The sequence below is a fragment of the Massilia soli genome, from assembly GCF_016809835.1.
GTDB classification, from domain to species: domain Bacteria; phylum Pseudomonadota; class Gammaproteobacteria; order Burkholderiales; family Burkholderiaceae_D; genus Telluria_A; species Telluria_A soli.
The window spans coordinates 424,620-439,968 of the sequence record NZ_JAFBIL020000002.1 but is presented as its reverse complement, the minus strand read 5'-3'; the positions used below and the strand labels follow the sequence as shown (position 1 = coordinate 439,968).

Annotated in this window: 12 protein-coding genes; 3 read left to right on the top strand and 9 right to left on the bottom strand. The window is 63.3% G+C overall.

The window, feature by feature from the left end:
• Positions 1 to 42: 42 nt before the first annotated feature.
• A complete protein-coding gene (locus tag I4X03_RS06430; RefSeq protein WP_223467244.1) occupies positions 43 to 1,536 on the top strand; it encodes a leucyl aminopeptidase in 1,494 nt (497 codons plus the stop codon).
• A 115-nt stretch (positions 1,537 to 1,651) separates the two neighbouring features.
• Here I4X03_RS06430 and I4X03_RS06425 read toward each other — a convergent pair whose 3' ends face one another.
• From I4X03_RS06425 to I4X03_RS06410, 4 genes are read right to left on the bottom strand one after another with little or no spacing between them, the layout of a single operon-like run.
• On the bottom strand, positions 1,652 to 2,101 hold the full coding sequence (locus I4X03_RS06425; RefSeq protein WP_223467242.1) for a hypothetical protein: 450 nt from the start codon (positions 2,099 to 2,101) through the stop codon (positions 1,652 to 1,654).
• Positions 2,102 to 2,160: 59 nt separating this feature from the next.
• Positions 2,161 to 2,631, bottom strand: a complete 471-nt coding sequence (locus tag I4X03_RS06420; protein ID WP_223467240.1) for a CreA family protein — start codon at positions 2,629 to 2,631, stop codon at positions 2,161 to 2,163.
• A 27-nt stretch (positions 2,632 to 2,658) separates the two neighbouring features.
• On the bottom strand, positions 2,659 to 2,850 hold the full coding sequence (locus tag I4X03_RS06415; protein ID WP_223467585.1) for a DUF1653 domain-containing protein: 192 nt from the start codon (positions 2,848 to 2,850) through the stop codon (positions 2,659 to 2,661).
• Entirely contained in the window at positions 2,850 to 3,221 is a 372-nt protein-coding gene (locus I4X03_RS06410) for a phiTE_015 family protein (protein ID WP_223467237.1), read from the bottom strand. The genes I4X03_RS06415 and I4X03_RS06410 overlap by 1 nt, the downstream gene beginning before the upstream one ends.
• 470 nt (positions 3,222 to 3,691) lie before the next feature.
• Here I4X03_RS06410 and xth point away from each other — a divergent pair, with 470 nt between their 5' ends.
• Complete coding sequence (gene xth / locus I4X03_RS06405; protein ID WP_223467235.1) at positions 3,692 to 4,462, top strand: exodeoxyribonuclease III; 771 nt, start codon at positions 3,692 to 3,694, stop codon at positions 4,460 to 4,462.
• Between the two features lie 53 nt (positions 4,463 to 4,515).
• On the opposite strand, the gene I4X03_RS06400 is transcribed toward xth, so the two are convergent.
• The 5 genes from I4X03_RS06400 to prpB all read right to left on the bottom strand — a co-directional run bounded on the left by I4X03_RS06400 (position 4,516) and on the right by prpB (position 13,539).
• Positions 4,516 to 7,281 (bottom strand): sensor domain-containing protein, encoded by a 2,766-nt coding sequence (locus tag I4X03_RS06400; RefSeq protein WP_223467233.1) that lies wholly within the window; start codon positions 7,279 to 7,281, stop codon positions 4,516 to 4,518.
• A gap of 246 nt (positions 7,282 to 7,527) precedes the next feature.
• A complete protein-coding gene (prpF, locus tag I4X03_RS06395; RefSeq protein ID WP_223467231.1) occupies positions 7,528 to 8,715 on the bottom strand; it encodes a 2-methylaconitate cis-trans isomerase PrpF in 1,188 nt (395 codons plus the stop codon).
• A 57-nt stretch (positions 8,716 to 8,772) separates the two neighbouring features.
• Positions 8,773 to 11,370: a Fe/S-dependent 2-methylisocitrate dehydratase AcnD gene (gene acnD / locus I4X03_RS06390; protein WP_223467229.1), complete on the bottom strand. Its 2,598-nt coding sequence runs from the start codon at positions 11,368 to 11,370 to the stop codon at positions 8,773 to 8,775.
• Positions 11,371 to 11,471: 101 nt separating this feature from the next.
• A complete protein-coding gene (gene prpC, locus I4X03_RS06385; protein WP_223467227.1) occupies positions 11,472 to 12,629 on the bottom strand; it encodes a bifunctional 2-methylcitrate synthase/citrate synthase in 1,158 nt (385 codons plus the stop codon).
• A 25-nt stretch (positions 12,630 to 12,654) separates the two neighbouring features.
• Entirely contained in the window at positions 12,655 to 13,539 is an 885-nt protein-coding gene (gene prpB, locus I4X03_RS06380) for a methylisocitrate lyase (protein ID WP_223467224.1), read from the bottom strand.
• A 194-nt stretch (positions 13,540 to 13,733) separates the two neighbouring features.
• Between prpB and prpR the strand changes: the two genes are divergently transcribed.
• The gene (gene prpR, locus I4X03_RS06375) at positions 13,734 to 15,344 is read left to right on the top strand and encodes a propionate catabolism operon regulatory protein PrpR (protein WP_223467222.1); all 1,611 of its coding nucleotides are present in this window, start codon (positions 13,734 to 13,736) and stop codon (positions 15,342 to 15,344) included.
• The last annotated feature ends 5 nt before the right edge of the window (positions 15,345 to 15,349 follow it).

Sequence of the window (15,349 nt, the reverse complement as noted above, 5' to 3'; positions counted from 1 at the left end):
CAGGTTAAGCAGTGCGCGTCACAACATGATATGGAGATTCAAATGGACTTTAGCATAAAAGCATTCGATACAAAGAACACCATCACGTCGGCAAAAACCGGCTGTGTCGCGGTTGCGGTATTCGAAAACAAAAAATTGTCGCAGGCGGCTAAAGCCCTTGATAAAGGCGGTGAAATTACGGCGGCCCTCAAGTCCGGCGACATCACCGGCAAGCCAGGTTCGACCTTGATGCTGCGCGGCGTATCCGATTCGGCCGCCGCGCGCGTGCTGCTCGTTGGTATGGGCAGTGACGAGACGATCAGCGAAAAAAGCTTCACATCCGCAGTGTCCGCAACCCTCAAGGCGTTCGCATCGATCGGCGCCACAGACGCCATTATCGCATTACCGATGGCGGATGTGAAAGACCGAGACGCCAGCTGGGCTGTCCGCTGCGTCGTCATCACCGCCAACGAGCTCGCGTTCCGCACTGACGCGCAAAAGAGCAAGAAGGACCCTGCCCCGGCAGGCGTGCGCAAGGTCACCCTCGCCACCGACGCCAGCGCGCAGGTCAAGACCGCCATGGCGCAGGCGATCGCCATCGCCAACGGCATGAACCTGACCAAGGAGCTGGGCAACCTGTCGGCTAACGTCTGCACCCCGACCTACCTGGCCAACACCGCCAAGGAACTGGCGGCCGAATTCAACTTCGGCGTCGAAGTCCTCGAACGCAAGCAGCTTGAAGCGCTGAAGATGGGCAGCTTCCTGTCCGTGACCAACGGCAGCGAGCAGCCGCCGAAGTTCATCGTCCTCAAGCACATGGGCGGCAAGGCCAAGGACGCGCCAGTGGTCCTGATCGGCAAAGGCATCACCTTCGACACCGGCGGCATCTCGATCAAGGCCGGTCCTGGCATGGACGAAATGAAGTACGACATGTGCGGCGCCGGCTCGGTGCTCGGCACCTTCCGCGCGATTGGCGAAATGGGCCTGAAGCTGAACGTGATCGGTATCGTGGCAGCATGCGAAAACATGCCGTCGGGCCGCGCGACCAAACCGGGCGACATCGTCACCTCGATGAATGGCCTGACCATTGAAGTGCTCAACACCGACGCCGAAGGCCGCCTGGTCCTGTGCGACGCGCTGACCTATGCGGAGCGTTTCAATCCTGCGGTGGTAGTGGATATCGCCACCCTGACCGGCGCCTGCATCGTCGCGCTGGGCCACCACAACACCGGGCTGTTCACGCGCAGCGACGACAAGCACGAGGCACTGGCAGCCGAGCTGCTGGCCGCGGGCAAGCAAGCCAGCGACACCGCATGGCGCCTGCCGGTCGAAGAGATCTACAACGACCAGCTGAAGTCGAACTTTGCCGACCTGGCCAACATTGGCACGCCGGGCGGCGCGAGTGTGACGGCAGCCTGCTTCCTCGAGAACTTCACCCGCAAGTACACCTGGGCGCACCTGGATATCGCCGGTACCGCATGGAAGACCGGCGCTGCGAAAGGTGCGACCGGACGTCCGGTGCCGCTGCTGTCGACGTTCCTGATCAACCGCACCTGAGCGCTGTTTAAAACTTAGGGCGGACAAGCGAAAGCGCATCCGCCGATTCGAGCGTCACGTTGACGCTCAATTCGGCGGATGCGCGTGCGCTTGTCCGCCCTACGTGTTTCTTGACTTAATAAATCGCGTTCGACGCCACCTCATCGACAGCCGCTTCCTGATACGCTTCCGGCTGGCGCATCAGCACCGTCATGGTGTCCGGATACTCGAACCCCGCCCCGGTTCGCTTGTCGACCAGATAGCCCAGCCCCGCCGTCAGCACGACATTGCCGATCAACGCGCCGGCACTGGCTCGCGAGTCCACCACATCCTGCCCTACCCCGCGGCCGTTGCGCCTGCAGTCGACCCACAGCTTGCCCGCGCTCTTGCGTACCGCCACGCGCCCAGGAGATGTCACGAACCAGCGCCCTGCATCATTGGTCAGCACGCAGCCAATGCCGGCCACTTCGCGGTTGTCCTGAATGGTCTGCACCAGCACCACCTGCTGATCCGGTTCGCTGAGCGTCGCGCAGCCGCCAAGTCCGGCGAGTGCCAGGACGGCGACGAGTCGTTTGAAGATTGCCATGTTATCCACCGCGGGTTGTCATACCCTGTTTACGGCAGGACGCGGCGATTCCTGAAGGCTTACTTGAGGGGGATCGGCAAATTGGCCGGAACCGGCACTGCCGTGACGCTGTTCTGCGGGCTGCCCTCGATCAGGCGGTCGGAGTACACGAGGTACACCAGCGCATTGCGCCTCGGGTCCACCATGCGCACCACGCGCACATGCTTGAACAGGATCGAGGCGCGCTCGGAGAACACTTCTTCCTGCCTGGGGAGCTTGCCGTTGAAGGCCAGCGGACCGACGTGGCGGCATGCGACCGACGCATTCGACTTGTCTTCCGCAATGCCGATGGCGCCCTTGATACCGCCCGTTTTGGCGCGCGACAGATAGCAGCTGACGCCGCGCACGCGCGGGTCGTCAAACACTTCAACCACCACCTTGTGATCGGGTCCAAGGAGCTTGAATACGGTATCGACCGAGCCGATGGTCTCGGCCGCGGCGGACGTGAGAACGCCTGACAAAGCCAGGCCAATCGCTGCTTTGTTCAACATGATGATTCCTGGGGAGTGTGGCGAGACCTAGTCGATCGGCACGAAGCGCTGTACCTGCTGGCCGTCGACGTCGATCAGTTCGAAGAATACTGCTTTGGGGCGCGTCCAGATGGATCCGTCCGCGGCCCGGTAGACAATCATCTCGGAGAGGTCCGATTCGAGCGTGGCGACACACACCAGCTCGTAGAGACCGCCCTTGTAATGCCGGAACTTCTGCATCAACCCGCTTTTTCTTCGGCGAGGACTTTTTGCTTTTTCTTCAGGCTCTGGATGACCTTCAGAACGCCTTCGATGCCGTCAGCCTCGTCCAGGTCGCTGAACGCGTCGAGGACTTCGTTGAGCACCTTGTTGCGTACCGTGGCCTCATCGGGCGCCATCGGCGCGGCCTTCTCGGCTGTCTCGGCCTGTGCCGGCGCTTTCGCGGCGGCGAACTTGGCAGTCGCAGCAGCCGACTTCCCATGAGCAAGCGCCGCTTGCCAGATTACCCAGCGGCGTTGCGTCTCGAAAACCAGATATTCGTCTGGCTTATCCTCACGACGGCGGACAATGTGACCATCCCGTTGCGCCCACGCTTCAAATGCACTACGCATTATCTTCCTTTACAAATGCTGTTACCGCATTTCGACAAATGTTGAAAATGCAACTTTGCAAAATAGTACCACCTCCCGGGCTGGCACTGCGAAAAAATCATTATTCCTTACGTGACCACCGTGACAACTGTGGCGAAGGTGCACTATCTCGCGCCCTGCAACACACATAGTACGTCAGCCGTTATAAAAATGCAATTTTTAATTCCTCATGAGTAACAATAGGCAATCTCGGCCGGAAGTGCTTGGCTTGTTACAAATTGCTACAAATGACGGGAATCTTCAAGTAACATGCAACTCAAGCAGAAACCATGCCACTATTTATTATTGTTCAATTTCAATACGTTACAAACTGTAGCGTTCCCGGCATGGGTAGTTGCTGTAAAGATCGTCGACACTTCCGTATTGTCAATCAGCATTGACACCAGCTGCATACGATACAATTCGGCGCTCAACCATCGACACGCGCCCTCATGAAAATTGCAACCTGGAACGTCAACTCGCTCAAAGTCCGCCTGCCGCACCTGCTTCAATGGCTGGAAGTTAATCCGGTCGACGTCTTGTGCCTACAAGAGACCAAGCTGGAAGACTACAAGTTCCCGTTCGCAGAAATTAATGCGGCCGGCTACCAGGTCGCATTCAGCGGCCAGAAGACCTACAACGGCGTGGCTATCCTGTCAAAGCTGCCGATCACCGACGTGGTTCGCAACAATCCGCGGTTCGACGACCCGCAGCAGCGCATCCTCGCCGCCACCATCGGCGGCGTGCGCTTCATCAGCGCTTACGTGCCGAATGGGCAGGCGGTGGACTCGGACAAATACGTGTACAAGCTGGCCTGGCTGGCGTCGCTGAACGATTGGCTGGCCGAGGAACTGCGCACGCACGGCGAGCAGGGCCTGGCGATCCTGGGCGACTACAACATCGCGCCGGAGGACCGCGACGTGTATGACCCGGTCGGCTGGGGCGACGAAGTGCTGTGCTCTCCGAAAGAACGCGCGGCGCTGGCGGGCCTGATCGGCCTGGGGTTGACCGACTCGTTCCGGCTGTTCGAGCAGCCCGAGAAATCGTTCAGCTGGTGGGACTACCGGCAGCTGGGCTACCAGAAAAACAAGGGCCTGCGCATCGACCATATCTTGCTGTCGGAGTCGCTGGCAAAGCGCTGCGTGGCGTGCGCGATCGATCGTGTGCCGCGCAAATGGACGCAGCCGTCGGACCATGCGCCGGTCATCGCGACGCTCGGATAAGCGTGCCAGGTTCGGCGGATGCGCGATCGCGCCCATCCGCACGAACAGCCGGACTACATCAAGGCCATCACCTGGCTAGCCTCCACCGGCTGCGAGAACAGGAATCCTTGCGCGTACTGGCATCCGCTCTCGCGCAGCAGCTTGTACTGCCCTTCGCTTTCGACACCCTCCGCCACCACCGACAGCTGCAAACTGTTCGACAAGGCGATAATCGCGCCGACGATCGCCCGGTCTTCCGCGCTGCCCTCCAGGTCCTTGATGAACGCGCGGTCGATCTTCACCTTTTTGACGGGGAAGCGCTTCAGGTAGGCCAGGCTTGAATAGCCGGTCCCGAAATCGTCAATCGACAGCCGGATGCCCATGCGGTTGATCTGCCCCAGAATTTCCAGCGTCTGTTCGCCATGCTGCATCAGCGCAGTCTCGGTAATCTCGAATTCCAGCAGCGCGGGGTCGATCCCGGTCTCGTCGAGAATGCTGCGGATCGACTGGATCAGCCCGCGGTGCATGAACTGGCGCGGCGACAGGTTGACCGCCAGCGGCACCGGGTCGAAGCCCTGGCGCAGCCACTCCACGCTTTGCTCGCAGGCGCGCCGCATGACCCATTCACCGACCGGCACGATCAGTCCATTTTCTTCCATGATCGGGATGAACTGGTCCGGCTGCACCAGCTCGTTGTCGCCGCGGCGCCAGCGCAGCAGCACTTCCAGCGTGTGGATGCGGCGGGTGCCGGTGTCGATGATCGGCTGGTAGAACAGCTCGAACTCCTGGCGCGCCATCGCGCCTCGCAGGCTGCTTTCGAGCTCGAAGTGCTGCGACGCTGCCTGGTTCATCGTCTGGGTGAAGAACTGATAGTTGTTCCGCCCACTCGCCTTGGCGTGGTACATCGCCGCGTCGGCGTGGCGCATCAGCGTTTCGACATCGGCGCCATCGTCCGGGTAGGTGCAGATGCCGATCGATGGCGTGATGTGCAGCATGCGCCCCTCGAAGGGAATCGGCGAGGCCAGCGACTCGATGATCTTTTCGGCCACCAGGTTGCACTCGGATGCGTCGTAAATGCCCGGCACCAGCACCACGAATTCATCGCCGCCGAGGCGGGCCACGGTGTCGCTGGCGCGCACTGCGCGGCACAGCCGGTTGGCCACTTCCTTGAGCACGTGGTCGCCCGTCAGGTGCCCGAGCGAGTCGTTGATGGTCTTGAAGCGGTCGAGGTCGAGGAACATCACGGCCAGCTTGCGGTCGGTGCGCTGCGCCGCCAGCATCGCGCGGTCGAGGCGGTCGGCAAGCAGCGCCCGGTTCGGCAGCCCGGTCAAGCTGTCGTGATACGCCATGTGATGCACCCGCGCCTCGGCCTGGCGGCGCTCGACGATCTCGGCCTGCAGCAGCGTGTTGGCGCCTGCCAGTTCGGCGGTACGTTCAAGCACGCGTACTTCCAGCTCGTCGCGCGCGCGGCGCACCGCTTCAGCCGCTTCGCGCCGCGCGGTCACGTCGTCGACCACCCACACCGACCGTCCGGTCTCGTCCGACAGGTCGAACGGCCGCCCAGACAGGCGCGCCCAGAAGGTCGAGCCGTCCTTGCGCACCAGCTGGTACTCGCCCATGCTGACCCGTCCCGAATGGAAGTTGCGCGAGGTCTCGATACGGGCCGAGTCCCAACTGGCCTTGTCCGGGTACAGCGACTGCACCGACAGGCCGTTGATTTCACCCGGCCCGTAGCCGAACAGCTCCTCCATCTTGGTATTGCAGCGCAGGTTGTAGCCGTCTTCGACGACCGCGATGCCAAGCACCGCGCTGTCGAGGATGGCCTGGTTCTCCAGCAGCGCATTGCGCAGCGATTCCTCGGCGCGCTTTTGGCTGGTCCGGTCTTCGATGATCCAGATGGTGCCGCGCGACGGGTCTTCAGGATTGACCACGAACGCGATCACCTGGACCCACATCTCGGTACCATCCTTGCGCACCATCGCGACCTCGGTCTGGAACGGACGGCCGACCGACAGCAGCGGGAACGCTTCCTTGCCGAGCTGGTCGTAGACGTCGTCGCTCGGGTACAGCGCGCGGCCCGGGATCCCCAGGGCCTCGTCGCCTTCGTAGCCGAACATCTCGCCAAAGCTGCGGTTGTAGCGCGTGACCACGCGGTTGCGCGTGAAAAGGATGGTAAACGAGGCGTTGGTCATGATCGCCTGGCCTTCCGTCATCGACAGGCGTGCGTCGGTGACGTCTTCCAGGATCCAGATCGTGCCCTCTTCGTTGCGGTCGATATCGACCGCCTTGGCGCGCACGCGGCACCAGAACAAGCTGCCGTCGCGCCGCTTGAACTGCGCTTCCGCCACTTCGAACGGGAGACCCTGGCTTAACAGCGGGCCTGCCTTCCGGCCGAAGGCAGCGTAGACCTCGGGCGAGGGGAACACCTCGACTGCGCGGCGGCCGATCATCTCTTCCTGCGGATAGCCGAACATCTCGGCAAAGCGCGGATTACACGACGACATCACGCCGGCCTTGCTGAACAAGATGCCGACGGAGGCGTTATCGAGGATCGCCCTTTGCTCCAGCATTGACTGGCGCAAGGCCGACTGGTCACGCTCGACGGGCCGCAGATCGGTAAAGGCGAAGACGGCGCCGGGGGACGATCCGTCCGCGGCCAGCGGCTTGGCGTGGACCTGGACGGCGATCTCGCTGCCGTTCGACGCCACCAGGGCGCTGATCCATTCCTGCGCGATTCGAGGTGCGACGGGCAGCAGCGCGGCAACCGCCGGCGCGGTGCGCGCGGTGAACAACTCGGGCAGCTCAAGACCGGCAGCATCGCGCCCGATCAGCCGTGTCAATTCGACGTTAACGGCGAATATCTGGCCGGCCGCGTTGCATGCGCAAGCAGGCAGGCCAAATAACTGTAGAGACTCCGCGACAAAATCAGGATTAGCCCGCACTCGATCCATGTCCCACACTGTAATAAGTACTGCCTCTATAGCGGGCAGCTTCAGTCTGGATCATAAACCACAAATGCCGGAAAAATCGCAAAATTACCAGAATTACATCAGCTGCGGCCCGATAAACGACAGCCGCCCCGATGCCTAGAACGCGTCGCCGGGGACGCGCACCCAGCCTTCCATCAGCACACGCGCGCTGCGGCTCATGATCGCCTTCTTGACGCTCCATTCGCCATTGCTGAAAGTGGCCTGTGCGCCGACCCGCAAGGTGCCCGATGGATGGCCAAAGCGCACCGCATTGGGCGAGCCGCCGCCTGCAGCCAGGTTCACCAGCGTGCCTGGAATGGCGGCCGCGGTGCCGATCGCGACGGCCGCGGTGCCCATCATCGCATGGTGCAGCTTCCCCATCGACATGGCGCGCACCAGCAGGTCGGTGTCGATGGTCGATACCTCTTTGCCGCTGGAAGACACGTACGCAGCCGGCGGCGCGACGAAGGCCACCTTCGGCGTATGCTGCAGCTTCGCCGCTTCAGCCACATGCTTGATCAGGCCCATGCGCACCGCGCCGTGGGCGCGAATGGTTTCAAAGCGCGCCAGCGCCGCTGGATCGCTGTTGATCGCATCCTGCAGCTCGGTGCCGGTGTAGCCGATGTCGGCCGCGTTGAGGAAGATGGTCGGGATGCCGGCATTGATCATGGTGGCCTTGAAGGTGCCGATGCCAGGCACGTCGAGATCGTCGATCAGGTTCCCGGTCGGGAACATCGAGCCGCCCTCGCCTTCTTCGGCCGCCGGGTCCATGAATTCAAGCTGCACTTCGGCCGCCGGGAAGGTGACGCCGTCGAGCGCGAATTCGCCGGTTTCCTGCACTTCGCCGCCGGTGATCGGCACATGCGCGATGATGGTCTTGCCGATATTGGCCTGCCAGATGCGCACGGTGGCGATGCCGTTGTCCGGAATGAGCGCCGGATCGAGCATGCCGCTGCTGATGGCGAACGAGCCGACCGCCGCCGACAGGTTGCCGCAGTTGCCGCTCCAGTCGACGAAGGCCTTGTCGATGGCGACCTGGCCGAACAGGTAGTCGACGTCGTGGCCTTCCTTGCTGCTGCGCGACAGGATCACGGCCTTGCTGGTGCTGGAGGTGGCGCCGCCCATGCCGTCGATCTGCTTGCCGTAGGGGTCGGGGCTGCCGATCACGCGCAGCAGCAGCGCGTCGCGCGCGGCGCCAGGCAGCTGCGCCGGTTGCGGCAGGTCTTGCAGGCGGAAGAATACGCCCTTGCTGGTACCGCCACGCATGTAGGTGGCGGGGATTTTGATTTGTGGTGGGTGGGTCATGTGAAGTCCTGTGTTCGGCGGATGCGGCATCGGCCGCACCCGCCGTTGTTGCCAGCCTTAAGCCGCCTTGACCGACGACGCGAGGAAGTCCTGCGCGAAGCGCTGCAGCACGCCGCCCGCTTCATAGATCGACACCTCTTCGGCGGTATCGAGCCTGCACGTCACCGCCACTTCAAGCCGCTCGCCGTTCTTGCGGTTGACGACCAGCGTCAAGTTCGCACGCGGCGTGCGCTCGCCGATCACGTCATACGTCTCGGTGCCGTCCAGCCCCAGGGTCAGGCGATTCACACCGGCCATGAACTCCAGCGGCAGCACGCCCATCCCGACCAGGTTGGTGCGGTGGATGCGCTCGAAGCCTTCAGCGACGATCGCCTCGACACCCGCCAGCCGCACGCCCTTGGCCGCCCAGTCGCGCGACGAGCCCTGGCCATAATCGGCGCCGGCGATGATGATCAAAGGCTGCTTGCGTTCCATGTAGGTCTCGATCGCCTCCCACATGCGCGTGACCTTGCCCTCCGGCTCAACGCGCGTCAGCGAGCCGGCCTTGACCTTGCCGTCGACGACCGCCATCTCATTGACCAGGGTCGGGTTGGCAAACGTCGCGCGCTGCGCCGTCAGGTGGTCGCCGCGGTGCGTGGCGTACGAGTTGAAGTCTTCTTCCGGCAGTCCCATCTTTGCCAGGTACTCGCCCGCCGCGCTGTTAAGCATGATGGCGTTCGATGGCGACAGGTGGTCGGTGGTGATGTTGTCGCCCAGGACCGCGAGCGGACGCATGGCGGTGAGCGAGCGCTCGCCGGCCAGCGCGCCTTCCCAGTACGGCGGACGGCGGATGTAGGTGCTCTGCTCGCGCCAGTCGTACAGCGGGCTGACCTTCTCGCCATTGTCCACCTGTACCGCGAACATCGGCGTGTAGACCTTGCGGAACTGGTCCGGCTTGACGCTCGATTCCACGATGGCGTCGATCTCTTCGTCGGTCGGCCAGATGTCGGCCAGTCGAATCGGCTGGCCGCTCGCGTCGAGGCCGAGAACATCCTTCTCGATGTCGAAGCGGATGGTCCCGGCGATCGCGTAGGCGACCACCAGCGGCGGCGATGCGAGGAAGGCCTGTTTCGCGTAAGGGTGGATGCGGCCGTCAAAGTTGCGGTTGCCCGACAGGACAGCGGTGGAATACAGGTCGCGGTCGATGATCTCTTGCTGGATCACCGGATCGAGCGCGCCGCTCATGCCGTTGCAGGTGGTGCAGGCAAACGCCACGACGCCGAAGCCGAGGCTTTCCAGCTCGGCCATCAGCCCTGCTTCTTCCAGGTACAGGGCGACCGTCTTGGAGCCCGGCGCCAGCGAACTCTTGACCCACGGCTTGCGCGCCAGGCCAAGCTTGTTGGCGTTGCGCGCGATGAGGCCAGCGGCGATCATGTTGCGCGGGTTGTTGGTGTTGGTGCAACTGGTGATGGCAGCGATGATCACCGCGCCGTCGGGCATCAGGCCCGGCTCGTTCTCGACGACGCCGCTGATGCCGCGCGCTGCCAGTTCCGAGGTCGGCACGCGCTTGTGCGGGTTCGACGGACCGGCGATGTTACGCACCACCGAGGACAGGTCGAAGCTGAGGGTACGCTCGTACTCGGCGCTCTTCAGGCTGTCCGCCCACAGGCCGGCTTCCTTGGCGTAGGTCTCGACCAGCTTGACCAGTTCGTCGTCGCGGCCGGTGAGCTTCAGGTACTTGATGGTCTGTTCGTCGATGTAGAACATCGCCGCGGTCGAACCGAATTCGGGCGCCATGTTGGAGATGGTGGCGCGGTCGCCGAGCGTCAGGTGAGATGCGCCAACGCCGTAGAACTCAAGGTACGACGAAACGACTTTGGACGCGCGCAGGAATTCCGTCAGCGCCAGCACGATATCGGTGGCGGTGATGCCAGGCTGCGGCTTGCCGGTCAGCTCGACGCCGATGATGTCCGGCAGGCGCATGTACGACGCGCGGCCGAGCATGACGCTTTCCGCTTCGAGGCCGCCGACGCCGATGGCGATCACGCCAAGCGCGTCCACCATCGGGGTGTGCGAGTCGGTGCCGACCAGGGTGTCCGGGTAGGCGACGTTGCCGGTCACCTGGATCACCGGCGACATGCGCTCAAGGTTGATCTGGTGGAGGATGCCGTTACCTGGCGGGATCACGTCGACGTTTTTGAACGCCTTCTTGGTCCAGTTGATGAAGTCGAAGCGGTCTTCGTTGCGGCGGTCTTCGATGGCGCGGTTCTTCTCGAACGCGTCCGGATCGAAGCCCCCGCACTCGACTGCCAGCGAGTGGTCGACCACCAGCTGGGTCGGCACAACCGGGTTGACCATGGAAGGATCGCCGCCTTCGAGGGCGATGGCGTCACGCAGTCCGGCCAGGTCGACCAGCGCGGTCTGGCCAAGGATGTCGTGGCAAACTACCCGCGCGGGGAACCACGGGAAGTCCAGGTCGCGCTTGCGTTCGATGATCTGCTTGAGCGATGCGGTCAGCATCAACGGGTCGCAGCGGCGCACCAGGTTCTCGGCCAGCACGCGCGAGGTGTACGGCAGCTTGTCGTAAGCGCCCGGTTCGATGGCTTCGACCGCGGCGCGGGTGTCGAAATAATCGAGCTTGGTGCCCGGCAGGGGTTTGCGGTGTCCAGTGTTCATGTTTATTCCTCAAAGCGTCGTTCCCGCGAAAGCGGGAACCTGTGCGGAGGTGGCTAGCCCACCTTTCTGCAGGTTCCCGCCTGCGCGGGAACGACGTAGTTCTACTTGCGGGCCGAAATCGGCACGAATTGCAGGTCTTCCGGTCCGACGTAGTTCGCGCTCGGGCGGATGATCTTGTTGTCGATACGCTGCTCGATGATGTGCGCGGCCCATCCGGAGGTGCGCGAGATGACGAACAGCGGCGTGAACATCGCGGTCGGCACGCCCATCATGTGGTACGACACAGCCGAGAACCAGTCGAGGTTCGGGAACATCTTCTTCACGTCCCACATCACGGTCTCGAGGCGTTCGGCGATGTCGAACATCTTGTTCGACCCTGCGTCGCGCGACAGCGAGCGCGCCACTTCCTTGATCACCTTGTTGCGCGGGTCGGAGACCGTGTACACCGGGTGGCCGAAGCCGATCACGACTTCCTTGTTGGCGACGCGGTTGCGGATGTCGGCTTCGGCTTCGTCCGGGTTCTCGTAGCGCTTCTGGATGTCGAGCGCGACTTCATTGGCGCCGCCGTGCTTCGGCCCGCGCAGCGCGCCGATCGCGCCGGTGATGGCCGAGTGGATGTCCGAACCGGTACCGGCGATCACGCGCGCGGTAAAGGTCGATGCGTTGAACTCGTGTTCGGCGTACAGGATCAGCGAGGTGTGCATCGCCTTTTCCCAGCTCTTTGGCGGCTTGACGCCGTGCAGCAGGTGCAGGAAATGGCCGCCGATCGAGTCGTCGTCGGTCTCGACCTCGATGCGCTTGCCGTTGTGGCTGAAGTGGTACCAGTACAGCAGCATCGAGCCGAACGACGCCATCAGGCGGTCGGCGATGTCGCGCGCGCCTGGCGCGTTGTGGTCGTCCTTTTCAGGCAGGACGCAGCCCAGCGTCGATACGCCGGTGCGCATCACGTCCATCGGATGGCTCGATGCCGGCAGCGCTTCAAGCGCCGCTTTGACAGCCTGCGGCAGGCCGCGCAGCGATTTCAGCTTGGCTTTGTAGCCGGTCAGCTCGGCCGAATTGGGCAACTTGCCGTGTACCAGCAGGTAGGCGATTTCTTCGAATTCCGAGTTGTCGGCGATGTCGAGGATGTCGTAGCCGCGGTAGTGCAGGTCATTGCCGGTTTTGCCGACCGAGCACAGGGCGGTATTGCCAGCGGCGACGCCGGACAGTGCTACCGATTTCTTTGGCTTGAAGCCTGGTGCTGCTTGTTGCTCACTCATGTTGGGATCTCCAGTAAACGGCAAATTATTTTTTCTGCGCTGCGAACAGCGCGTCGAGCTTCTGCTCGAAATCGTGATAGTTGATGCGCTCGTACAGTTCCATCCGGGTCTGCATGGTGTCGACCACGTTCTTCTGGGTGCCGTCGCGGCGGATAGCGCCGTAGACGTTCTCCGCCGCCTTGTTCATGGCGCGGAACGCCGACAGCGGGTACAGCACCAGGCCAACGTCAGCGCCCTTCAGTTCTTCGGTTGTAAACAGCGGGGTCGCGCCGAATTCGGTAATGTTGGCGAGGACCGGCACCTTGACCGCTTTGGCAAACTGCGAGTACATGGCCAGGTCGGTGATCGCTTCGGGGAACACCATGTCGGCGCCGGCTTCGACGCAGGCGGCAATGCGCTCGATCGCGGCGTCCAGTCCTTCAACGGCCAGCGCGTCGGTGCGCGCCATGATGACGAAGCTGTCGTCGGTGCGCGCGTCCACCGCTGCCTTGATGCGGTCGACCATCTCCTGCTTGGAGACGATTTCCTTGCCCGGGCGGTGGCCGCAGCGCTTGGCCCCGACCTGGTCTTCGATGTGCATCGCGGCGGCGCCGAACTTGATCATCGATTTGACGGTGCGCGCGACGTTGAAAGCCGACGAGCCGAAGCCGGTATCGACGTCGACCAGCAGCGGCAGGTCGCACACGTCGGTGATGCGGCGTACGTCGGTGAGCACGTCGTCGAGGTTCGAGATGCCCAGGTCCGGCAGTCCGAGCGAGCCGGCGGCGACACCGCCGCCGGAGAGATAGATCGCGCGGAAGCCCGCGCGCTTGGCGAGCAGTGCGTGATTGGCGTTGATGGCGCCGACAACCTGCAACGGCGATTCTTCCTGCACTGCGCGGCGGAACAGCGCGCCTGGTGATTCTTTCATTAGTACTCCCCTGTAGTGTTGCATCGGTGACGGTAATGCTTATGTATTGCAAGGTACGTGCCATGCACTGTGAGTGCCCGATAACGCCAAAAAATCAACGTACTAGCCGAAAAACAAGAAAAAGAACGGTGGTTGCATGTTTCATATAACGTTTCATTTGAAACGCAGTGGAACAGATGCGTTAAAATTGAAACATGAGCTATCAACCCCGCCTCCCCGCCGACATCAGCGACAAGCCCGTTATCTGGACGGTGTCGGTGTCGCGGCTATCGGATCTGTTTCGCGACATCACGCTGGAATACGATCACCTCGCCTCGATCGAGCCGATCAATCTCGGCTTTGACGACGCCGCCCGCCACATTCGCGAACGCATGGCCACGGACCGCTGCGACGTGGTGATCGCGGCCGGGTCCAACGCGGCCTACCTGAAGGGGCGCGTGTCGGTCCCCGTGGTCATCGCCAAGGCCAGCGGCTTCGATGTGATGCAGGCGCTGGCGCGGGCGCGCCGCGTGTCCGACCGGATTGGCGTGATCACCTATCAGGAGCAGTTGCCGCAGCTGGCCGAATTCGGCGCCACCTTCGGCGTGCCGATCGCGCAGCGCACCTACGTCACCGAAGAAGACGCGCGCGCGCAGATCAATGACCTGAAGGCCGCCGGCATCAAGGCCATCGTCGGCGCCGGACTGATCACCGACCTCGCCGAGGAAGCAGGACTGACCGGAGTGTTCGTGTACTCCGCCGCCTCGATCCGCCAGGCCTTCGACGACGCGCTGGAGATGGCGCGCCTGACCCAGCTTGAGTCGAACCGCGCGGCGCGCACGGTGGTGCCCGACACGCTGCGCGCCAGGCACGGCCTGAACGACCTGCGCGGCGAATCGGCGGCGATGGAGAATCTGCGCCAGTCGGTGGTGCTGTATGCGCGCTCGCCCGCCACGGTCCTGATCCAGGGCGAGACCGGTACCGGCAAGGAGCTGGTGGCGCAGGCGATCCACCGCGAAGGACCGCGCAGCCTTGGCGCGAATCGGCCGTTCGTCGCCGTCAACTGCGGCGCAATCGCCGAGTCGCTGCTCGAATCGGAATTGTTCGGCCACGAGGAAGGCGCATTTACCGGCGCACGCCGCGGTGGCCACGCCGGCTTGTTCGAAGCCGCGCACCGCGGCACCCTGTTCCTCGACGAGATCGGCGAAATGCCGCTACCGCTGCAAACGCGGCTGCTGCGCGTGCTTGAAGAACGCGAAGTGGTGCGCGTGGGCGGCACGCGGCCCGTTGCGGTGCATGTCCGCGTCATCAGCGCGACCCACTGCGATCTCGAAGCGCGCGTGCGCGAAGGCCGCTTCCGCGCCGACCTGTACTACCGGCTGGCGGTACTGCGCATGGCGCTGCCGCCGCTGCGCGAGCGCCGCGCCGATATCAGCGTGCTGGCCGAATGGTCGCTGAAGAACGCGCTGGCGGCGCTGGGCGCGCGCCCGCATCCCAACCTGCATGCCGAAATCGGCGCCTGCGCGCCGCTGCTGGAGCGCTACGACTGGCCGGGCAATGTGCGCGAACTGCGCAACCTGGCAGAGCGGCTGGCGCTGTTCCTCGCCAACGAGCCGCTGCAGGCGCTGACGCCGGCGTTCGTGCTGGCGGTCGCGCCCGAACTCGCGCGCCCCGCCGGCGAGGCGCCTTCGACCGCCGCCGCCCCGGCGCCGTCCGCCGAAACGGTCGATGACGTGCTGGCCCGCTTCGGCGGGCGCCGCGATGAAGCGGCGCAATACCTCGGCATCAGCCGCACCACCTTGTGGCGCAAATTGCGAAAAAAATAACTAGC